Origin of the sequence: Microcoleus sp. S1D4 (assembly GCF_036700765.1) — a bacterium.
Classification (GTDB): domain Bacteria; phylum Cyanobacteriota; class Cyanobacteriia; order Cyanobacteriales; family Microcoleaceae; genus Microcoleus.
Map to the genome: position 1 here is coordinate 1 of NZ_JAUBPP010000009.1, position 22,054 is coordinate 22,054.

The 22,054-nt window shown below is 44.4% G+C and carries 18 protein-coding genes and 1 pseudogene; 12 read left to right on the top strand and 7 right to left on the bottom strand.

What is annotated here, in order from left to right:
* Positions 1-87: 87 nt before the first annotated feature.
* Together QT998_RS11335 and QT998_RS11340 are read right to left on the bottom strand one after the other, a co-directional pair.
* Positions 88-435, bottom strand: a complete 348-nt coding sequence (locus QT998_RS11335; RefSeq protein WP_228050361.1) for a GAF domain-containing protein — start codon at positions 433-435, stop codon at positions 88-90.
* A 1,016-nt stretch (positions 436-1,451) separates the two neighbouring features.
* Positions 1,452-3,347 (bottom strand): ATP-binding protein, encoded by a 1,896-nt coding sequence (locus QT998_RS11340; RefSeq protein WP_194070920.1) that lies wholly within the window; start codon positions 3,345-3,347, stop codon positions 1,452-1,454.
* A gap of 109 nt (positions 3,348-3,456) precedes the next feature.
* Here QT998_RS11340 and QT998_RS11345 point away from each other — a divergent pair, with 109 nt between their 5' ends.
* Positions 3,457-3,780 carry a hypothetical protein gene (locus tag QT998_RS11345; RefSeq protein WP_333117557.1) on the top strand — a complete coding sequence of 108 codons (324 nt, stop codon included), beginning with the start codon at positions 3,457-3,459 and terminating at the stop codon, positions 3,778-3,780.
* Between the two features lie 573 nt (positions 3,781-4,353).
* Here QT998_RS11345 and QT998_RS11350 read toward each other — a convergent pair.
* Entirely contained in the window at positions 4,354-4,581 is a 228-nt protein-coding gene (locus QT998_RS11350) for a hypothetical protein (protein WP_194011332.1), read from the bottom strand.
* A gap of 25 nt (positions 4,582-4,606) precedes the next feature.
* Positions 4,607-4,969, bottom strand: coding sequence for a hypothetical protein (locus QT998_RS11355; RefSeq protein ID WP_333091359.1), 363 nt, complete (start codon positions 4,967-4,969; stop codon positions 4,607-4,609).
* Here QT998_RS11355 and lepA point away from each other — a divergent pair.
* From lepA to QT998_RS11370, 3 genes are all read left to right on the top strand, one after another.
* Positions 4,944-6,758 carry a translation elongation factor 4 gene (gene lepA / locus QT998_RS11360; RefSeq protein ID WP_333091360.1) on the top strand — a complete coding sequence of 605 codons (1,815 nt, stop codon included), beginning with the start codon at positions 4,944-4,946 and terminating at the stop codon, positions 6,756-6,758. The two genes, QT998_RS11355 and lepA, sit on opposite strands and share 26 nt — an antisense overlap.
* A gap of 118 nt (positions 6,759-6,876) precedes the next feature.
* On the top strand, positions 6,877-7,053 hold the full coding sequence (locus tag QT998_RS11365; RefSeq protein ID WP_333091361.1) for a hypothetical protein: 177 nt from the start codon (positions 6,877-6,879) through the stop codon (positions 7,051-7,053).
* Positions 7,054-7,456: 403 nt separating this feature from the next.
* Positions 7,457-8,395, top strand: coding sequence for a UDP-glucuronic acid decarboxylase family protein (locus QT998_RS11370; protein WP_333091362.1), 939 nt, complete (start codon positions 7,457-7,459; stop codon positions 8,393-8,395).
* A gap of 104 nt (positions 8,396-8,499) precedes the next feature.
* On the opposite strand, the gene QT998_RS11375 is transcribed toward QT998_RS11370, so the two are convergent.
* Positions 8,500-8,694, bottom strand: a complete 195-nt coding sequence (locus tag QT998_RS11375; protein ID WP_333117555.1) for a hypothetical protein — start codon at positions 8,692-8,694, stop codon at positions 8,500-8,502.
* A 32-nt stretch (positions 8,695-8,726) separates the two neighbouring features.
* Here QT998_RS11375 and QT998_RS11380 point away from each other — a divergent pair, with 32 nt between their 5' ends.
* Complete coding sequence (locus QT998_RS11380) at positions 8,727-10,115, top strand: UDP-glucose dehydrogenase family protein (protein WP_333091365.1); 1,389 nt, start codon at positions 8,727-8,729, stop codon at positions 10,113-10,115.
* A gap of 166 nt (positions 10,116-10,281) precedes the next feature.
* Here QT998_RS11380 and QT998_RS11385 read toward each other — a convergent pair whose 3' ends face one another.
* Positions 10,282-10,752, bottom strand: a complete 471-nt coding sequence (locus QT998_RS11385) for a hypothetical protein (protein ID WP_194011320.1) — start codon at positions 10,750-10,752, stop codon at positions 10,282-10,284.
* 281 nt (positions 10,753-11,033) lie between these two features.
* Between QT998_RS11385 and QT998_RS11390 the strand changes: the two genes are divergently transcribed.
* The 3 genes and pseudogenes from QT998_RS11390 (at position 11,034) to QT998_RS27485 (ending at position 12,935) form a co-directional block, all read left to right on the top strand.
* Complete coding sequence (locus QT998_RS11390) at positions 11,034-11,252, top strand: helix-turn-helix domain-containing protein (RefSeq protein WP_194070913.1); 219 nt, start codon at positions 11,034-11,036, stop codon at positions 11,250-11,252.
* Between the two features lie 964 nt (positions 11,253-12,216).
* Positions 12,217-12,471, top strand: a pseudogene (locus QT998_RS27480) (transposase).
* A gap of 305 nt (positions 12,472-12,776) precedes the next feature.
* Positions 12,777-12,935, top strand: coding sequence for a transposase (locus tag QT998_RS27485; protein ID WP_442921559.1), 159 nt, complete (start codon positions 12,777-12,779; stop codon positions 12,933-12,935).
* A gap of 295 nt (positions 12,936-13,230) precedes the next feature.
* Here the strand turns inward: QT998_RS27485 and QT998_RS11395 are convergent, their stop codons facing one another.
* The gene (locus QT998_RS11395; protein WP_333117551.1) at positions 13,231-16,053 is read right to left on the bottom strand and encodes a diguanylate cyclase; all 2,823 of its coding nucleotides are present in this window, start codon (positions 16,051-16,053) and stop codon (positions 13,231-13,233) included.
* A gap of 448 nt (positions 16,054-16,501) precedes the next feature.
* Here QT998_RS11395 and QT998_RS11400 point away from each other — a divergent pair, with 448 nt between their 5' ends.
* The 4 genes from QT998_RS11400 (at position 16,502) to QT998_RS11415 (ending at position 22,036) form a co-directional block, all read left to right on the top strand.
* Positions 16,502-17,185 (top strand): class I SAM-dependent methyltransferase, encoded by a 684-nt coding sequence (locus tag QT998_RS11400; RefSeq protein WP_333117549.1) that lies wholly within the window; start codon positions 16,502-16,504, stop codon positions 17,183-17,185.
* A 419-nt stretch (positions 17,186-17,604) separates the two neighbouring features.
* Positions 17,605-18,150 (top strand): RNA 2'-phosphotransferase, encoded by a 546-nt coding sequence (locus QT998_RS11405; RefSeq protein ID WP_333091370.1) that lies wholly within the window; start codon positions 17,605-17,607, stop codon positions 18,148-18,150.
* 70 nt (positions 18,151-18,220) lie between these two features.
* Positions 18,221-19,429, top strand: a complete 1,209-nt coding sequence (locus QT998_RS11410) for an AAA family ATPase (RefSeq protein WP_333091371.1) — start codon at positions 18,221-18,223, stop codon at positions 19,427-19,429.
* Positions 19,430-19,825: 396 nt separating this feature from the next.
* Positions 19,826-22,036 carry a PAS domain-containing sensor histidine kinase gene (locus QT998_RS11415; protein ID WP_333117547.1) on the top strand — a complete coding sequence of 737 codons (2,211 nt, stop codon included), beginning with the start codon at positions 19,826-19,828 and terminating at the stop codon, positions 22,034-22,036.
* The last annotated feature ends 18 nt before the right edge of the window (positions 22,037-22,054 follow it).

The following is a 22,054-nucleotide window of genomic DNA, read 5'->3' on the forward strand; positions in this document are numbered from 1 at the left end:
AGTTTTTTAAGTTCGTGTGTTTTTTGAGCTTAACCTAAAAATTGCCTTTTTTTTGATTTTTGATTCAGATTCCAATAGCTTTTGTAGCTAGGCGAGCCTCGCGTCCCTCTTCCAAAACTGTCCGAAGTATTGTTTAAAGGACTCTATTACCACCGGTTCGAGGGTGGCTAGAGATTGAATGAAATGAGGTGCTGACGTCAGCGAGATTTCCATTCCCAGCATGGGTAGAAATGGTTCTTGACAGTATTCAGTAGCTACTTTGACTTGCAGGCTAGAATTTGGGTAGGGACACATGATGCAACGGCTGACGCCTAGTGTTTGTCCCAGACTGTTAACTGTTTGCTGCCAAATAGTATCGAGATCCAAGCTTCGACGAATCTTTCTGCCAATTTGGAGTAAAAGTTTTTGCGATTGAGCTGATATTTGCTGATTCATAGCAACCCTTTTTGTACCAGACTAGCAACCAGTTTACCACTGCACCCATAGAGCAGGAATTTACTGAATTTGCCCGACTCCGGCTGTCCTACTTGGGACTTACGTAATTACACTCAAATTTTGACACAGGCAGTTAAAGATTACTACCTAGTCTCAGTTGCTTTACAGGGTCTTTATGATTCTCACATACAATTTGGAGTGCCAAGTTTTCTCGATGGTCGTTTGCATTAGAGGATTGGCAACCTTAATCAGTCCTATAGGTTGACATTAAGTTTTTGTAAGGTGGGCTATTTGAGGGGTATATTCGGCTGTGTAAATCCTCATGGAGACTGACACAGAGGAGCTTTGAGCCGTACCCATCGGATTCGGGTGATGGAAATTCTGGGTGAGACCCCTCATCGACGGGGGCGATCGATCTGAGTCCAAAACACCAAATGATATCAATTCCGGTTGCACTCGTTATGATGTTAACTGTTAACTCTTGACTGTTAACTCTTGACTGTTAACTCTTGACTGTTGACTGTGAATTTACTATTCCGATGAAAAGAGGATTTGATATGAGGGAGTTTGACTGCGGATAAAGTAAAAATTAATACTGCTGTTGGCAATATAGTTTGTGTGCGATAAAATCACCTAATATCGATAACTTTTATTGAGGAGACGGAAGTAATATTAATTCCGGTTGTACTCATACATGATGTTCACTGTTCACTGTTCACAGTGAATTTACTATTCCGATGAAGAGATGATTTGATATAAACCATGCACGAATAGCTATATTTTACTTGTTTCCTATTCCTGATTCCTGATTCTTAATTCCCTCAAGATCCATCCTTGAAACTTGTTAAATATCCGTAAGTTTGCTATTGCCTATCCTACAGATAAAGGTTTTGTATCCAAGACTATAAATCCTTCTTGCTTATTCCTGATTCTTCCTATCGATTACCTCCGTTAAATATTGTATACTTCGATTACGCTGAACTTCTTTCTTCCTTCAATGTGCCGATTGCCCCTAGTTAATTTTTAAAGAGTGGTTCTTGATAAAGCGGCACAGTAAAAGTAACAGTCGAACCTAGTCCTTCCCCCATACTGTAAAAATTTACTTTACCCCCCATTGCTTCTATTAGTCTTTGAGAAATAGCCAATCCTAAACCAGTGCCGCCGTATTGCCTGGTGCGATCGCCGTCCACTTGAAAAAACGACTCAAATAATTTATCTTGTTTGTCGAGAGAAACCCCAATTCCAGTATCAGCAACTCGGATTTTCACCATTCCGGGAAACTGCTGGTTGTAAAAAGTTACCTTTTTTTTGATAACTTCGACACTGATGCGAATTCCCCCTTCTCGGGTAAATTTAATTGCGTTGCCGCTGAGATTCAATATTACCTGAAGCAGGCGTTGGTAGTTGCCGTATACCACAATTTCGTCCTCGGCTGCGGGGATTTGAATTTGAAATTGCAATCGCTTTTGCTGCACTTGAACTTGTGTAAAATTCTCAACTTGCTGCAACAGTTCGCCGAGTTTGACGGGAGCGAAGTCTAACTCCATTTTGCCGGCTTCGATTTTAGCGATATCCAAAATATCGTTAATCACATTGAATAAGTGTAAGGCCGATCGATAAGCTTCTTCGATAAATTGGTGTGCTTCTTCGGGGTCATCGGCCATGCCGTCTAGAAGCAGTTTCAGGAAGCCGAGGATGCCGTTGAGGGGCGTGCGGAGTTCGTGGGAAGTATTGGCAAGAAATTGACTTTTAAGTTGAGAAAGAGCGACGGCTTCGGCGCGGGCTTGTTCTAATTCTTGGTAAAGTGTAGCGTGGGCGATCGCGCTGCCGACTTGAGCGACTAACTCGCGGGCGAATTCGAGCTCGATTGGACTCCAAGAAGGGGAACTGCCGCAGCGGTGCAAACATATCAGGGCATTGGGTTGTTCTTCATAGGAAGTAGCTGCTACGAGCGCGGAATGGCGATCGAACGGATCGGCGACGGGGGAGGCGTAATCGACTGCTACGGGTTTTAAAGTGGCTAAAGTTTGAATCCACCCAGGCTGTTCGGCGGCGCGGAGTTCTAATCCGAGCATCGAAGAGTAAGGTTCTTGCCGGTACTCAGCTACTACTTTAAAAGTTTTCGATTGGAGACTGTCGATTTGATTTCTCGAAAGCGGGGGCGAGCAATCGCTGGCAATTAATTCTTGTAATTCGGGGGTACAGACTGGAAAATTGTGTTGATTTTCTGAGGCTATGTATGGCGAAAATTCGATTATTTCACTTTGTTTGTGGGAGGAGCAGATGATGCAGCGACTTGCATTTAAAATTTGACCAAAACTGTTAGCTATTTGCTGCAAAATTGTCTCTAAATCGAGGGTTTTATGCAGATTTTTAGCGATTTCGGAGATAATTTTGCGGTCGATTTCCGAGTAGGAAGGGAGGCTGATACCGATGCGATTCGCTGAATACAGCATTTGTTCGCGATCGTCCGGGGTAGATGACAATGCTGGATCTGGGATGAATTCTGGGGCATCTGCCGACAATTCTGCGGGTTTGTCAGACAGCAGCCTTCCCATAACTAAGACTTTTGCAGCTTTACCGTTTGAGTCGATCGCCGGAGTGACTGTCAAATCGAACAGAAAATATTGTCCGGCGTGACAAAATGGATAGCTGAACCGTTGCGGTACAAGGGTTTCAATCGCCCGCTGCAGCAGATCGAGATAAGGTGCGGGGGTGATTGGTTGCAGGGTTTCGCTGAGGGGGCGATCGACAATTTGTTCTGCACTGAGGTTGTACTGTTCGGCTTTTTGCCAGTAAAAAGATAGATATCGACCCGTTGCGTCTTGGGTAAATACTAATTCTGCCCCTAACTCTTCAAAAAAGGCTGTAGAGGCGAGGCTCGATCGCCGGAAATCCGTGTTAGAGTCCATCAGATTAGGGATAAAAGTAATTCGGATTTTTGAGTATTGAGTTTTTATAGCAAGAAGCAGAAGGCAGAAGGCAGACTTCTGTTGCAATCGATCGCATGGGGAAAGTGCAATGCGAGAATGTCCTAACCGTCAGGGCGGTGGCGATCGTTTAAAACTCAAGACTCAAAATTGTTTTGGGCTTCGATCGTTAAGTTGTGAGTTATGGAAGAAGAAAGAAGGAAGTTCGGCAACGGATTGTGTAACGGATGTCAGGGATTTCAGTCCGATGGAAGTCGGAAGATGGAAGATGAATTCGCTTGTTTTGGATTTAACGGATGTAACAGATAGGAAGAATGAAAAAGCAATCTTCCTATCGTGTTTTAGTAATGGCAAAACCTCCTATTTTTCGGGCGCGTTTGCTATATCGAGCCAATACAAAAATGTTGGTTTTTAAATTAATGATTCATAGCTGGCAACTCACAATTTACAAATTTTTTAGGCTGATTCCATTGCGTTTTGAGTTATATCGTGTCCTGTCGATTGACCGAGCTAAAATTGGTTCATAGTGCGGACGACCGTCCGTTTTCTGGTTACGGACTCCCAGACGTACTACGAACCATTTTTGTTGCGATCGTAGACCTGACATGATATTATTAATGAGTTTACCAATAATATTTTTTTATTTCTAACTCAACTCAAAACTCAAAATTATTTGCGATCGGCAGTTTTGGGTAATTCAACTATAAAAATTAAGATTTAGGAATTAGTAGCGCGCACGGATTAACGATATAGTTGGAAAATTACGCCAAAATTTGAGGGTGCGAACAAATCAAGCCGGGGAATCGATCGCGCATTTTTTGCTTCATAAAAAAGAAAACTTCCGAGGTTGTGAGTTGGCCGGCGCGAGTTCGGAAAAACCTCTAGCTTTCGCGGCAAAATCTGCCGGTTCTCGAAGCCTGATTTTGGGCGGGCGAGATCTAATTTCACAGCCAGCAGATTTGCGGGCGCTGTCTCGGGCGAGAGAAACTCAGTCGTTCCACTCACCGCGGGGCGGGATTGGGGGGTTGCGGCGCAAGCTCATAGCGCGATCGTCTTCGCGGCGTTCGCCTCTGAGCCACTGCTTGATTGCTGTTTCAATTACTTTGTTGGGGTCATTGGTCAAGTGCTTAATTTGGTCTAGCAGTTCAGGATCGATATGGATGGACAGTTCCACTTTTTCTGATGAACTGTGGGAGGATATACTTGACTCGCTCATAGTTAAAAAATCCTAGTTTTAATTCTTAAGTTTCAATTCCTTCTAGGAATTTACGCTTTTTTGTTGTGAAGGAAGTGTTTTGAAGGAAGTGATGCGTTACTCCTAGTAGAGATTCGCAGCGGATCAAAACCTGTATTTTGTACACCCTGACCGTCCCGCTTCCATAATTTGACCAAATTATCTGGTTGTTGTCAACCGCCAGCTTGTTCTCACCAATGTTTTTGAGGTGGCGAAGGCCCGGGAGTAGAGCAACCTGACTGGATTGGAGGTTTGAGAGGGGATGTTGGCGATCGGCTTTTCCCCAACCGTTCAACAGCTTTCTGTACAATACAACAAAAGTCAATATTTTGCCGATAGGTTTTATGACTAACGTTCCTGTATCTCGCATTCGTAATTTTTCGATTATTGCTCACATCGACCACGGAAAATCCACTTTGGCCGATCGCCTGTTGCAGCAAACTGGGACTGTGCAGGCACGGCAGATGAAGGAGCAGTTTTTAGACAATATGGATCTCGAACGCGAACGCGGCATTACGATCAAGCTGCAAGCGGCTCGGATGAATTATACTGCCAAGGACGGTCAGGAGTACGTGCTCAATCTGATCGACACTCCCGGACACGTAGACTTCTCCTATGAGGTTTCGCGATCGCTGGCTGCTTGCGAAGGGGCGCTGCTGGTGGTTGACGCATCTCAAGGCGTAGAAGCACAAACCTTGGCAAATGTCTATCTTGCCTTGGGAAATAATTTGGAAATTATTCCGGTTTTAAATAAAATTGACCTGCCGGGGGCGGAACCGGAACGGGTAAAAGGGGAAATTGAAGAAATTATCGGTCTGGACTGTAGCGGGGCGATTGAGGCTTCTGCTAAGGAAGGAATTGGTATTGATGAGATTTTGGAGGCGATCGTCGAAAAGGTGCCGCCGCCGCAGGATACTGTTGATAAACCGCTGAGGGCGCTAATTTTTGACAGTTATTACGATGCTTATCGCGGGGTAATTGTGTATTTCCGGGTGATGGACGGAAGTGTTAAAAAGGGCGATCGGGTTTTGTTGATGGTTTCGGGGAAGGAATATGTCATCGATGAATTAGGAATCCTTTCACCGACTCAAGTTCAAGTAGACGAACTGCACGCGGGGGAAGTTGGTTATCTGGGTGCGGCAATTAAGGCAGTAGCTGATGCTCGCGTCGGGGATACGATTACTTTGGTCAAGAAGCCTGCACCGGAGCCTTGGCCCGGTTATACGGAGGCTAAGCCGATGGTTTTTTGCGGCTTGTTCCCGATCGATGCTGACCAATTTCCCGACTTGCGGGAAGCTTTAGAAAAACTCGAACTCAACGATGCGGCGCTTTCCTACGAACCGGAAACTTCAAGCGCGATGGGATTTGGTTTTCGCTGCGGTTTCTTGGGTTTGCTGCACATGGAAATTGTGCAGGAAAGACTGGAGAGAGAATACAATTTGGATTTGATTGTTACGGCTCCTTCTGTGGTTTATCAAGTCACAACAATTAAAGGAGAAGTGTTAACAATTGACAATCCGAGTCACTTGCCAGATCCTCAGTATCGGGAGAAGATTGAGGAACCTTATGTGCGGGTAGAAATGCTGTCGCCGGAAAACTATGTGGGGACGCTGATGGAGTTGTCTCAAAATCGGCGGGGCATTTTTATGGATATGAAGTATCTGAGTCAGGGGCGGACTACGCTGGTTTATGAGTTGCCTTTGGCGGAGGTGGTGACGGACTTTTTCGATCAGATGAAATCGCGATCGCGCGGTTATGCGAGTATGGAGTATCACATCATCGGTTATCGCGAAAATCCGTTGGTGAAGTTGGACATTTTAATTAATGGCGATCCGGTTGATGCTTTGGCGATGATTGTGCACCGGGATAAGGCTTATAATGTGGGCCGCGGTTTGACGGAAAAACTCAAGGAGTTGATTCCGCGCCATCAGTTTAAGGTGCCGATTCAAGCAACAATTGGTGCTAAGGTGATTGCTTCGGAACATATTCCGGCTTTGCGGAAGGATGTGTTGGCGAAGTGTTACGGCGGCGATATTTCGCGGAAGAAGAAGCTGCTGCAAAAGCAGGCGAAGGGTAAGAAGCGGATGAAGTCTGTTGGTACTGTGGATGTGCCACAGGAGGCTTTTATGGCTGTGCTGAAGCTCGATCGCGATTCGTAGTTTGTATGTAGGTATTTTGTTGGGGACAGGCCGTCGGGCCTGTTCCCAACGGGAGCATCTCAGTTTTGAATTTATAGTGCGATATTAAGAACTCGCACGCTCAATAAAAAAATGCTTTTTGCCAAACACCAGATGCTCCCATCGCATTGACGCAGGTGTCAAAGCAGCCATCGCTCAAGCAATTGAAAAACATCGCAGACTAGGACAATCAATTAGAATCTGGCGTGACGGTAAAATCGTGACTTTAACCGCTGCTGAGATTCCACCAAGAGCCGACAGCGACACTGCTTTTTAGCCTTGAGAAACCCGGTTGTTTACGGAAATACTTGATTTGACGCTTTAACAGTCGTCAAAAACCCGGTTTTTTGGGTATTTATGCGTAAGTCCTTAGATAACTACACACAGAAGCGATCGCATAACAAACAACCAATAATCAATAACTTAAAACTGATTTATTGTCAACAGTATTTTCCCGAAAATATTCAAGCTTTAATAAAAATTGCTAGCTGACATTTGCGAATTATAGCACTTTGTTCAATATATTTGAAAATGCTAAGTTAATTAAAGATTTGATGAAAGAGACGCATAAGTGTTTACATAGGCGATCGCAATTTTGTTATTCTGTTAGCAAGTTTCATTCGATCGACTGAATTTTTGTACCACAGTCCTACCCCCTAAACAGAACGGCAGTTTCCACAATGAGAATTTTAGTTACAGGCGGTGCGGGTTTCCTCGGTTCCCACCTAATCGATCGCTTAATGGCCCAAGGAGACGAAGTAGTCTGCCTGGATAACTTTTACACCGGGACTAAACGCAATATCCTCAAATGGCTGGACAACCCCTACTTTGAGCTGATCCGCCACGACATCACCGAACCGATTCGGTTAGAGGTAGATCAGATTTACCATCTCGCCTGTCCAGCTTCCCCTATACACTATCAGTACAATCCTGTCAAGACAATTAAAACAAACGTCATCGGCACGATGAATATGTTGGGATTGGCCAAACGGGTAAAAGCAAGATTCTTTCTCGCTTCCACTTCCGAAGTGTACGGAGATCCTGACGTACATCCACAAACAGAAGATTATCGCGGCAACGTTAATTGTATCGGAATTCGCAGTTGTTATGACGAAGGCAAACGAGTAGCTGAAACCTTATCTTTTGATTACCACCGTCAAAATGGGGTAGACATTCGAGTTGTGCGAATCTTCAATACCTACGGCCCCCGGATGTTGGAAAATGACGGCAGAGTTGTCAGCAATTTTATTGCTCAAGCTTTACGAAATCAGCCGCTGACTGTTTATGGCGACGGTTCCCAAACCCGGAGTTTTTGCTACGTTTCTGATTTGGTAGAAGGATTTATTCGCTTGATGAATAGCGACAAAATTGGGCCGATGAATTTGGGGAATCCAGGCGAATACACTATCTTGGAGTTGGCACAAAAAATTCAAAACATGATTAATCCAGGGGCAGAAATTATCTTCAAACCTCTGCCGGAAGACGATCCAAAACAGCGACAACCGGATATTACTCGTGCTAAAACTTGGTTGGGGTGGGAGCCAACCGTGCCCCTGGATCGAGGTTTAGAATTGACTGTGAAAGATTTTCGCGATCGCATCGAGGGAAACCAACAGTAGAGATAGGGAGAGGGGAAGAGGGGAAGAGGGGGAGAGGGGGAGAGGGGAAGAGGGGGAGAGGGGGAGAGGGGAAGATGAAAATATAGGGTACAAGAATTTTCTACTTATCTCTTCCTTCTTATCTCTTCCTTCTTATCTCTTCCTTCTTCCTTCGTCCTTCTTCCGACGGACTTACATCCGTTACATCCGTTACATCCGTTACATCCCGTACATTGCTCGTTGCCGAACTTCCTTCTTCCTTCTTCCTTCTTATCTCTTCCTTCTTCCTTCTTCCTTCTTCCTTCTTCCTTCATTTCCATCTGATTAATTCACTAACTTTGAGGACATTTATATGCGTGTTTGCGTCATCGGTACAGGATACGTCGGCTTAGTTACCGGCACTTGCTTAGCACACATCGGACATCACGTTATTTGCGTAGACAACAACGAAGAAAAAGTTAAATTAATGAAGTCTGGACAGTCGCCAATTTTTGAACCCGGACTGTCTGAATTAATGCACTCTGCCTCTCAATCTGGCAACCTAGAATTTACTTCAGATTTAGCAGCAGGAGTGGCTCACGGGGACATTTTATTCATTGCCGTGGGAACCCCTCCTTTGCCTACGGGGGAAAGCGATACTCGCTACGTAGAAGCGGTGGCGCGCGGCATTGGAGCTCACCTCGACGGCGATTACAAAGTGCTTGTCAATAAATCCACGGTGCCCATCGGTTCGGGGGATTGGGTGCGGAGGATTGTATTAGATGGTTTGGCTGAACGTCAAAAACCTCAAAGCGGTGATGGGGCTACTGGTGAGGAAGTAGCAGCAAAAACTGGCGTGCAATTTGATGTGGTTAGCAATCCAGAGTTTTTGCGGGAGGGCTGCGCTGTTCACGATACGTTTAATCCCGATCGCATTGTTCTCGGCAGCAACTCTCAGCGAGCTATTGATATGATGCTAGAGTTGTACAAGCCGATTGTCGATCGCAAGTTTGCCGAAAATCAGTCATTGGCGGCAGTACCTGTCGTGACAACAGATATCAGTTCGGCGGAGATGATTAAGTACGCAGCTAATGCTTTTTTGGCTACGAAGATTAGCTTTATTAATGAAGTAGCTAATATTTGCGATCGCGTTGGTGCAGATGTTACCCAAGTAGCCAAAGGTATCGGTTTAGATTCGCGAATTGGCGGCAAGTTTCTGCAAGCCGGCATCGGTTGGGGCGGTTCTTGTTTCCCCAAAGATGTTTCAGCTTTAGTTCACACTGCTGAGGATTACGGCTACGAGGCACATTTGCTCAGGGCGGCGGTGGAAGTTAACGAACGCCAGCGCTTGATTGCTATTGAGAAATTGCAGCAAGTTTTGAAGATTCTTAAAGGTAAAACAGTCGGACTTTTGGGTTTGACTTTTAAGCCGGATACTGACGATTTGCGGGATGCTCCTTCGCTGAATTTAATCGACAATTTGAACCGATTGGGAGCGAAAGTTAAAGCTTACGATCCGATTGTTTCTCAGACTGGAATGCGTCACGGTTTGTCGGGAGTTTTGGTAGAAACAGATCCCGAAAGATTGGCTGACGGTTGCGATGCTTTGGTGTTGGTGACTGATTGGGAACAGTTTCGCAGTTTAGATTATGAAAAAATGGCGAAGTTGATGGATCATGCGGTGATGATTGATGGCCGCAATTTCTTAGATAAGAAGGTTTTAGAAGCGGCTGGTTTCCAATATGTGGGAATTGGAAGGTAAGAAAGAGTTTTGAGGATCATCTAAATCCTGTAGGGGGCGCCGCAGCGCACCTTACATTTACTCGAAGATCCGCAAGAGAACAATAGAAGAGGGCGGGCACTCTTGACACCGCCCCTACAGAAATCAAAGGTGTCGAACAATCGCGGGTTTACTCGACGCGCCTGCTTTAGAAACTTTCCATTAATGTTTTTTCTTGAGCGTAAACATCGCGTAGTTGTTGCAGTGCTGAGGCTGAAATTACCGATTTAACTGTAGCGACTAATTTACCCCATTCCAGCAAGCTGTCAACTGAAACAGCGGCTTTGAAGTTGTACGTATAAAATTTAGTCCAAAATTCTGGTGCTTGGGTGCGTTTCCAGCGTTTGTACCATCCGAGAAAATCTTGAGCGCAGGCTGGTTTTACTTCTAAGATTGGGGGGAAATCGGCGTAGCTGACGAATCTACTGAGGCCTTTGGCGTGTACGTACACCATGTTGTGACAGCATTCGATCCGGTAAATTTGGTCTGGTGTGATGTTGAATAAAAGCGCTACTGTTTCTTCGGTGACAAATCTCGATCGCGGATTGACGACTGACGATTTGTGAATAATTTTTGATGTGCCGATCGCTAACGATCTTAACTGATTGTCTGATATCATTGTAGCTGCGTATCCTAGTGGTAGGTAAATCTATCTGTTAGGTGCGAGTGACAGAAATTATCTGTCGGAATTAATTTTAACTGGCGATCGACTTTAGTTTCGCTGACTCAGCCACAAAATGGATACAAGCCCCGACTCCCGCAGCTAACAGCCCCAAATTTTAGATGCTTGTTCCCGATCGTAGATTCCTGTGTGAAATCAATCTAAAATCTAAAATTGACTGACTGACCGATCGCCTTTTGATACAATATACTAAATCCAAAATTTTGTAAATACTGAATATGAGCAAAGGCTTAGTCAGGTTGCGGGTTAGAGAGTTGGCCGCCGAGAAGGGATGGACGCTCAAGGAGGTTGCGGAGCGATCGGGCGTGGGCTACAGTACGATTAGCAATTATGCCCGATCTCAGGGCATGGCGATGGTTGATTTTGCGGCAGTCTACAAGTTGGCTCGCACCTTTGATGTGATGATTGAAGATTTTGTGGAAATCATGGAAAAATAGGTGCTGTTGGGCGATCGAGCATTTGGTAGAGATTGTAGCAGTTTTAAATCGGATAAACAACAGTCCCCTAATTAGGAATATACAGTGCCGTTTGCCTACCATAAAAACATCCCAAAAACTTGTCGGGGATGGCTCGCCGACATCTCACAAATCCACGTAAAATCTCACAAATTGGCCCCCAGCACACGATCAATTCATATCAACATCTTACCCAATTAATTAATCGTACATTTTAATTACTTGTGGGTGGGTGCGGGTTTTTCAGATGATTCATTTTTAGGTTCTTCCTTACTTACTATGCTAAATCAATAGCTAAACAAGTGAAAATATCTGAACAAATATATAGAAAAGTAAATCAAGTCCTTGTCAAGCTTGACCTGCAGGGCTAGTTTAATTGTTAATTCTCAAAGAGCCACAAGAGTTTTTGAGAGCGAATTACAGTCATGACCACAAAAAAGGGTACTAAAGTTCTAACAGAACTTCTGAATATACAAGGAATTAAAGTAACTCAAATAAGTCAACTAACAGGAATTAGAATAATATTACAGGTGGAGTCAATCTATAGAGAAAGTCATTGTCATCATTGCGGACAAAAAGTAATAGATTACATCAAAATCATCGATATGTAGTAAAAGATTTATCGTGGGGAGAGCAGCCTCTATTTTTAGAAATAAACAGGCGACAGTTTAAATATAAAAAATGTGGCCAACCATTTAGCGAAAAATTGGACTTTATGAACAACCAAAGAACTTATACAAAACGACTAGCAAATACAACAATCAAGTCAGTGTTGTCGAGTGATATTCACAGTGCAGCAAAACAACGAGTAGTCACAACAGAAGAAATAGAAAGAATGTTGTCAAATGCTTTATAAAAATTATCATCAAAACCATCAAATTAAAAAAAACTAGGAATTGATGAAATAGCTTCAATCAAAGGTCAAGGAAATTACTGTACCGTATTAATCGATTTAGAAACATCTAAATTAATTACAATTGTCAAAGGAAGAACACAAGCTGAAATAGAGCCAGTCATTAATTCATGGTATTCAGAGGTTTTAGAACAAATATAAGAAGTGAGTATAGATTTGTGGGAATGTTACCAAACCCTAGAACAAAAACTTATGCCAAATACTCAAGTAGTAGCGGATAGATTTTATGTAATGGTACAAGTTAACAAGGAGTTAGACACACAAATAAAGCGCGAAAAAAGGCAATAATAGATTTAACTAAAAAATCAAAATTCTCCCCAAAAACAGCAGAATGTCAACAAGCATTAGAGAGAATAAACGACAGTAAATATTCATTATTAAAAAATGAAGACGATTTAAATGAAAAGCAAAATATCAAATTAATGGAGATCAAGAAATTTGTTTTAATATGGCATAAATGCAAAATTAAAAGAAAATTTCAGACAAATATTTGAAAAGAAAAGAACAAATTGGTTGAGCGGATTGTTGAGGATTGGGATCGGGCATCAAAGAGCCAAACAATATTTTCCTGATAGTGTGAAGACTATTACCAATTGGCTTTACGGAAGATAAATGCTTACTTTAATAATAGGACGACAAGTAGTTTTGTTGAGGGCATTAACAACAAGCTTAAGTTAATAAAGCGTTATGCATATGGCTTTAGAAATTTTAAAAACTACAAAAATAGATGTTTGCTGTCCTGGGCATTTTAATTGTTAATTTGGCATAGTAAGGAAGGAAGGAAGGAAGGAAGAAAGAGCCAGTAAAAACCACCATTAATCAGTTCCTATTTTATCTAAAAAGTCATTACAAAGCGTGTCTATAGCTTCTAAGAACGGTGAATTTATCTCAAAATATAGTCACCACTGATGAACAGTGTTCAATAAAATGCGTTCCCCCTGCACTCAATCGCAGACAAAATTGAATTATCTGCGTCCATCGGTGTTAATCCGCTGGAAATCTGCGGTTGACAGAGCGAATATTTATGCAGCCCAACTCTAATAACTATTATGCTTCAAATGTGGCAACCGAAACCCGATCGCGCCCTGCAGCTTTCGCCCGATAAAGCGCCTCATCGGCGATCGCAATTAACGCCCCCGGCTGCGACATCGGTGCTGGAATGCAGCAAGCCACACCCAAACTCAGCGTCACGTATTCGCTGACACTAGACTTGGCGTGAAGTATCTCTAAATCTCTCACCTGTTGGTTGATAATTTCAGCTACGCAAGCGGCACCATCAATATCCGTATTCGGCAAAACTATGGCAAATTCTTCTCCACCGTAACGCGCAACTAAATCAGCCGATCGCTTTACCGAACGCTGGAGAACCGCAGCCACCTGTCGCAAACATTCATCCCCCGCTTGGTGCCCGTAAGTATCGTTATAAAGTTTGAAATAATCGATATCGCACATAATCAAAGACAGCGGTGCTTCTTCCCTCGCCAAACGTCGCCATTCCGTATCGAGATAGTCATTAAAAAAGCGACGGTTTCTTACTTCAGTCAAACTGTCGTAAGTTGCCAAATATTGCAAGGATCTATTCACCGTTTCTAACTGCCGTTTTTGCTGCAGCAACTGACGATTGAGCACCGTTAATTGCTGTTCGGCTGCGTGGGTTCTGAGCAAATTTCTTACCCTCGCCAGCAATTCCCTCTCGTCAAAAGGCTTTGCAATATAATCGTCAGCACCCGCATCCAAACTTTCGATCCGAGCTTCCATCCCCGATCGCGCTGTCAAAAAGATTACCGGAGTCGAATTCAATTCTGGCGTATTCCGAATCTCCTTGAGCAGATCGAGTCCATTTTGTCGGGGCATGATTTGGTCGCTCAAAATCAAATTTGGGCGCAATTGTTTAGCTTTTTCTAAACCTTCAATTCCATCCACAGCCACGGCAACTCGATAGTACGGCATTAATAAATTTTGAAGGTAATCTAGTAAAAAATTGTTATCTTCTACTACGAGCAACAGGGGTAATTCTTGTCTATTATTTGTTGATTTATTTGGATAAATTGTGCGGTCAAAATTCTTAGAATCCGGCGGCGAGGACGGAGGCGCGATCGCCCGGACATTTCCCGCGCCACAATCTTGGCAGCTAAATCCATTCTGTCCAGCCAATTGGACGATCGCGCTCACCAACTGATGCGGGGACACAGGCTTCGACAAATACCTCTGAAACCCCGCAGAGAGCGCCGATCCATCGTCATCCCCCAGGTCTTCCGTGAGCGCCAACGCCGGCAGCAGTTCCCTGTGCTGGGACATTTCCATTGCTCTGACGCGACGGATCAAATCGCAGCCGTCGGCTTCCGACACCGCCATATCGCTCACCAACACGTCTGGCCGCGACTGTTCCAACTCGGCGATCGCTTCGCCGGCGCTAGCCACCGCCGTTACCTTAGCTCCAAATGCTTCCAGACCAGTTTTCATACATTCGCGGATCTCGGCGCTGCTTTCAACCACCAACACTTGCTTTCCCGCTAAGGGTTTGGAACCCTGTCCAGATATACTTTCCATTGCGCCCAGCGCAGCATTGTGAGCGATCGCATTGTTGCTGTTCGGCACCGGTAGCTGCACCTCAAATGTAGCCCCCTGTCCGATTCCGGGACTCTGGCCACAAACATTTCCCCCGTGCAGTTCCACCAACTGCCGCACAATGGAGAGTCCCAAGCCGAGCCGGTTTTGTTCCTTGGTTTGGAAGCTATCTGTGGGGCGGAAGTAGTCAAAGATGTACGGCAGATATTTGGGGTCAATCCCGCAACCGCTGTCGCTGACGCGAATCAGCGCGCCCGACACAGTAGACTCGATCTGTATTTGGACTAGACCGGGGGCGGAATCCGGGGTAAATTTGATGGCGTTAGCAAGTAAATTCCAGACTACTTGCTGCAAGCGTTCTGCATCTCCCAAAATGTAGGTGACAGCGGGGTCAAAATCTGTTTCAATGCGGATGTTTTTGGCTTCGGCGGCGGGGCTGAGGGTGTCGATCGCCGATTCCACGACAGACGGGAGGTGAACCCTGCCGACGTTGAGGTGTATTTTTCCGCGCAGCAGCCGCGAAAGATCCAGGAGATTATCTATTTGCAGGTTCTGCAGTCTGGCGTTGCGCTCGATGATTTCCAAAGCGCGGCTGGTAGTGGCTTCGTTTAACTTGCGCGATCGGGCTAGCTGTACCCATCCCAAAATCGCGCTCAGGGGCGATCGCAGTTCGTGGGAGGCGACTGCCAAAAATTCGTCTTTTGCCCGGTGGGCTTGGACTTGGGCTGCTTCAACAGCTTTGCGATCGGTGATGTCGAATCCGATCGCCAAATACTGACAGGGTTTTCCCTGAAAATCCAACAGCGGAACTACTGCTGCATAAACCCAATAATCGCTGCCATTCTTAGCTTGGTTCTTAATTTCTCCTTGCCAAACTTCACTTTGGGCAACAGTTGACCGCAAATTTTTGATCAATTCCGAAGACTTATATTCCGAGTAGAGAATTCCGAAATGGCGACCGATCAGTTCAGCGCGCGAATAGTTAGATATGCTACAAACTCGATCGCTGACGTAGTTGATAATTCCTCGGGCGTTTGTCCTAACCGCCAGTGCCGAGCGGTCGATCGCTCCTTTAAAATCTAAACATTCTTGTAGCGACAACTCTACTTCTTTTGTCATATAATTTTGGTTTGGGCGATCGGGCGCGTTTGGTTGCTGGCGATCGGTCTTATTCTTGCTCCGCTGTTGGATTTCCATTGCTTCTATTTTACCCTGACGGCTGACAGCTAATCTACTCACATCCTGATTCATTATCACTGTTTTTTTCCCCACAAATGGGTGCAATATTTTGTATCTGTTCATGATTAAAATTCGGCCGTCCGCACATCCAATAAGCAGTCACTTCAGATTTTATTGATTGTTGGGCAAAATTTTGTCAATCTGAGGGCATATTTTCTCGATTTTTACCGAATCGGGCCATTTGTAACAATTCTCAACTTTTTTCTCACAATTTGCCTGTCGCATCTACCTTAAAATTTCTTCTTCCCGAGGCTTGTGGGTTTCCCGCATTCTGCCTCACCTTTACTCAAGCATATCGATCTCGGAGCTTAACATTTCTCAAAGAACTGGCAGAGAAAAAGCCAACAAAATCCGTGTCTGGCGATCGTCGGGAACTTCTGTTAAATTATTTTCTTCTAAATCTTGACAGTCCTGTAAATATTATGTATTATCAAATGTAGTATATCCGAACAAAAGACCAGACCAACGGCATTAACGCACTCAAGTATTAACAGGTAGAGAAAAATTGTCTATGAATTTAAACTATGTACGCGAGGAATTTGAACAAAGAGCATTTGATTATGACGGTTTAATTCCCCGCCTCATTCCGCACTATCGCGAGCAACACGATTTAATACTGCAGTTAATACCTTTTGAAACCAATGCTAACATACAAGTTCTGGATTTAGGCGCGGGGACTGGCATACTGTCGGCTCTGATTTTGCAAGCATTTCCTCAAGCAAAAGTCCTAGCCTTTGACATGGCGGAAAATATGCTGAAAATTTGTCAAACTAACTTGTCCGCTTTCGGAAAACGCCTGACATTGCAGCAGGGAAATTTCGCAGAAGATGATTTCGGCAGCGGTTACGATTTGGTAGTTTCAGGGTTAGCAATCCACCACCTAGACAGCGCCGGGAAACAACAGCTATTTCACCAGCTTTTCCAGTCAATGAATCCAGAGGGAATCTTGCTAATTCGAGACATTGTGACAGGTGCTACTCCCAAGCTGACCGAGCAATACGAAAACTTGTGGCGACAGTACATGAAAGCCAGCGGAGAAGACGATACAGCCTGGTTTCAAAACTATTTAAAAGAAGATATTCCTTCCTCTGTGGAAGAGCAAACAAAGTGGCTTGCAGAAGCAGGTTTTGCCGACGCAGCCTGTCACTGGCGCTATCTAAATTTTGCTATTTTTGGCGGAGTTGTCCGAAAGTAGTTTTTGTAGGGTGCGCCTCGGCACATCGGTTGAGAGTATGAGTAACTTTTGTTACTAATTTTGATTATGGTAATTTTGAAACCAAGCTGCGTCAAAGAATTTTGCTTGCTTGAAATTTGAAAAATTGGAACGTTAATCGGAAGCTTTGGTTCAGAATTCAAACGCTGAAACTTAGTCAATCGGTGTGCCGAGACGCACCCTACAAACTAGCCCCCTTCTTAAGGATGGAACCGGAAATGCAATCAAAATCTCTTGATTAAGGAGGATTTAGGAAGATAAAGATTCGCGTATAAACTAGAAATACCAAGGATCTAAGACGAGAGTCAATACGCTTTTGTTCGCTCAATCTCTTTCGCAACACTAACAGATTAAATAAACCAGATAGATCCAGAAAATTACTCAATAAATCAAGTAAAATTATGCACGATTCGCGATCGCTCAAAATCAGCAAATATCTCAGCAGACACCTGCGCCACGCGCCCTCGCGCATTGGCATTCAACTCGGGCCGGGCGGCTGGGTTCCGGTGAGCGAACTCCTCGATGCGTGCCAAAAGAATAACTTCCCCCTTCAGCTTGCAGAACTCAAACAAGTAGTCGCAGAAAATGACAAACAGCGCTTTTCCTTCGACTCCACAGGCACTCTAATTCGTGCCAATCAAGGACACAGCGTAGAGGTTGACTTGCAGTTAGAACCTGCTGTTTCCCCAGATATTTTGTATCACGGAACAGGTAGCACTGCGGTCGAGTCTATTCTCAGTCAAGGAATTAGGAAAATGTCGCGCCATCACGTTCATTTGTCGGCGGATATTCAGACAGCGCGTAAAGTAGGTGCCCGACACGGCATCCCGGCAGTCTTTGCTGTAGATGCCGCAGCAATGCAGCTTGACGGCTGTACATTTTACTGCTCGGATAACCAAGTTTGGTTAGTAGATTTTGTGCCTCCGAATTATCTCAAAGTCAATTGATAAATCTAGTATTTTTGTGGAAGATGGGCGCGGAAGCTTTTAAAATAAAAGTAAGTAGGAGTTGCAATAAGTGAGTGCTGAAGATATGAGCGATCGCCAAAACAATTTTACTCAAAATAATCCTCAAAATCGAGGGTTGCTCGGCTCTGGCTGGCGACCTCTCTACCGTCAATTTGATTTGGAACACCTGCTGCATTTAGCATCTAGCGATCCGGTAGAATTAGCTCAAAAAACTTTGGATGCAGCTAGCGATATTGCCGACGCAATGGGGCGGCATCAATATACCTGGTGGGCAAATATCTTAAATGTATTCTCGGAAAATACTCGCTACGAAATTGATGAATTTTGGGATTACATTACTCCGCAGCCAGTTTACCCGGATTACCGCTCCAAAGACGTTTTAGTTACTGAAACTCCGGTGGTGCAATTGGTTAGCCGCGCTAGCATTCCCATCGACTACGTTCTGAACAAACTCCAGGAGACTACTGTTTTCAAAGTTCTGGATTTGTTGGGGAAACCGGATGCGATTACTCAGTCTTGTAGGGAGCGGCATTTTTCTTATCCGCCGGAGCGGTTTGTAAGCTGGGAACGCTTGGAAGTTTTGGGTACTGTTTATGCTTATTGGGAGCGATGGGGCTGTTGGCTGCAAATTGACAGCTACGATAGGGGAAGACGCTGCTACACTCTGATTTGTAAAGATATTGCGCCGCTCGTTAGCAAGGCTACTTACAATTTGGCGGTGATTTTGAGCGGGTACAAAAGCCGCGTGGGACAGGTTCACAGTCAGTTCCCTATTCGGACTTTTTCTGCGGATGTTCAAAGTTTTACGGATACGGTTCAGCAGGCAATTCTCGACCAAAATCAGTTGGCTGTTTTGGTTAGCGGTGAACCGGGGACTGGCAAAACTGCTTGGACGCAAGCGGTAGCAAAGGAGATTTTGGTGCCGCTGGGTTATGTGATTTTTATTTTAGATCACGATGCTGTGGAAAATTTTGTGCCGCCGAGTTATTTGGAGCGGATTTGTATCATTATTAACGAGGCTGATAATTTGGCTCAAGATCGATCGACCGATGCGGCCCAACGCACTAACAAAACTGAACATATTTTGAGTTTGCTGGATGGAACTTTGTATCAAAGTGTTATGGATGAACACGGCATTCAATTTCAGCAAAAACTCGTAGTGTTGATGACTTGCAATACAACTGAAAGATTTGATCCTGCAATGTTGCGGAAGGGGAGAGTGGATTTTACCAGTGAATTTACGCAAAAATTTGTGTAATTTAATACAAAATACTGACAAAAAAATTAAATAATTGCACGAGCTGGACTTATTACCAAACCTCACAATTCTGAAGAAATCTTCAGAATTGAAAAATTAAGGTAAAATTTTTTTGAGTACCTATAGACACATTTCGTGAAAAATGATATGAATGATGGGTGATACCCTCCAAGGGTATCACCCGAGAGAGCAAATCAGGGAAACAGCATTTTTAATCAAAAACAGAATTTTTCTAACTTGACCGTCCTAAAAACGATACAGGCTGCGGCAGGGCTGTCGCGGCATCCCAAATTTTAGAAGCAAGTTCAAGCTCCAGTGATTCATCTGTGGAGTTTATCCAAAATCTCAAAATTCAAAACTCAAATTGACTGACAGTTATGGAGGAAATCCGAAACCGTGCAAACACTCGCCAGTTCAGCAACAAAGTCGGAGGCTGGGAAGGTCTGCCGACGGGAAAATTTCGATCGCCCACCAGCAACCCCAGAGGCAGACGTATTGGAGAGTAAAGAGCGATTTCGGCGGTTGGTGGAGCGCTCCGCCGACTCCGTAGCAATGGTAGATTGTGAAATGCGCTACCTGTCGGTTTCTAGTCGCTGGGAAACAGATGGCGCGATCGGCTGCGGTGAGGCGATCGGCCGCTCTCATTGGGAACTGTTCCCGAATCTCCCGGAATATTGGCAACAAAATGCTCGAGCTTGTTTGACTGGAGTTTTGGAATACAGCGAGTTTGTGACAGGACGATCGCCCGTATGTGAAGCAGAACAAATCGAAGGCTGTGGCAGCGGACGGGTAAAATGGGTATTTTTGCCCTGGAAAAATTGCTCTGGTGCGATCGGGGGTTTGCTCCTGTTTGCCGAAAAGATAGCTGAGGAACTCGCCCCAAAAAATTGCTACCATAAATTAACCTCAAATGTCAAAACCCCGCAGTTAGAAATTAAACGAAAACTAACTCCAATTGCCCTAGAAAATGCTGCAGATACAGTTTTTTTCACAAGTGCCGAAGGTCAAATTTGCTACGCGAACAAAGCCGCTTGTAATCTGTTTGGTTACTCGGAATCGGAACTGCTAAACCTGACAGTTAGCGACATCGATTCGCAGTTTTCAGTATCGGATTGGCCGGAACTCTGGGAGAAACTCAAACAGCAAAGCAACTTCACTTTTAAAGCCACTTACAAAACCCGAAATGGTGCCTGTTTTCCCGTCGAAGTTAAAGTCAATTATTTAGAATACGGCGGTTGTGAATACTGCTGCGCGATCGCCAGAGACATTTCGGCTCGTATCGCAGCCGAATCAGCGCTTTTAGAAGCAAAAGAGCAACTTCAAGCTGTCTTGGATGCCGTACCCGGATTAGTTTCTTGGGTAAGTTCCGATTTGCGTTACTTGGGAGTAAATCGACATTTAGCTACTGCTTACCAAATGCCGGCTGAAATATTTTCTGGTCAGAAAGTTGGTTTTTTAGATACAAGCCCTAAATTTAACGATTTAGTATACGATTTTTTTGCCAGTCCCCAAAAGAAGACATCTCAAGAAGTAATAACAAACATCAGAGGAGAAGATAAAACTTATTTAATAGTCGCTCAAAAATATCATAAAAATACGGCGGCGGTATTTGTGGGATTGGACATTACAGAAAGCAAACAATCTCTATTCGCTTTGCAAGAGTCGGAAGAACGCCTGCGACAGCAAGCGGCGAAATTAGAGCAAACTTTGTTAGTTTTGCAGCGAACTCAAACTCAACTGATCCAAACTGAAAAGATGTCTAGTCTGGGGCAGTTGGTAGCAGGAATAGCGCACGAAATAAACAATCCAGTGAGTTTTATTTCCGGGAATGTCAGCCACGCCACGGGCTATATTCAAGAACTCTTGAAGTCGATTGAGCTTTACCAAAAGCATTATCCCGATCCGGTGGCAGAAATTCAAGATTGGATGGAAGACTTAGACTTAGATTTCATCAAAAAAGACTTGCCAAAACTGCTAAATTCAATGAAAGTAGGTTCCCAAAGGATTCGGGATGTTGTGCGATCGCTCCGGTTGTTCTCGCGTACTGACGCAGCCCAAATGAAGCCTGTAGATATCCACGAAGGTTTGGACAGCACTGTACTAATTTTGCAAAATCGTCTGCAAGCTAAAGGCGGACGACCGGGAATTTCTCTAGTTAAGGAATATGCGGATTTGCCGCGAATCCGGTGCTATCCGGGACAGTTAAATCAAGTGTTCATGCACTTGTTGACAAATGCGATCGACGCTTTGGAAGAAGGAGGAAGAAATCCGCAAAGGTGTGGTACAATTCAAAGTCAGTCTTTGTTGTCTGCGGGCGGTTCGGAAACTGAAATATTCAATCCCGAAATTCGGATTCGGACGTTTTTGGTAAGTTCAAGCGAAGTTGCGATCGCAATTAGCGACAACGGCCCAGGGATGACGGAAGAAGTTCTCGACTGCATCTTTGATCCTTTATTTACCACTAAATGTCCAGAGACGAGCACAGGTTTGGGTCTGGCAATATCGCAGCATTTAGTAGTAGAAAAGCATGGCGGCCAGTTGCAGTGTGTTTCTCGTCCGGGACAGGGAACTGAGTTAATCGTTAAAATTGCGATCGGTAACGATTAATTTGCCTAACCCAAAGCT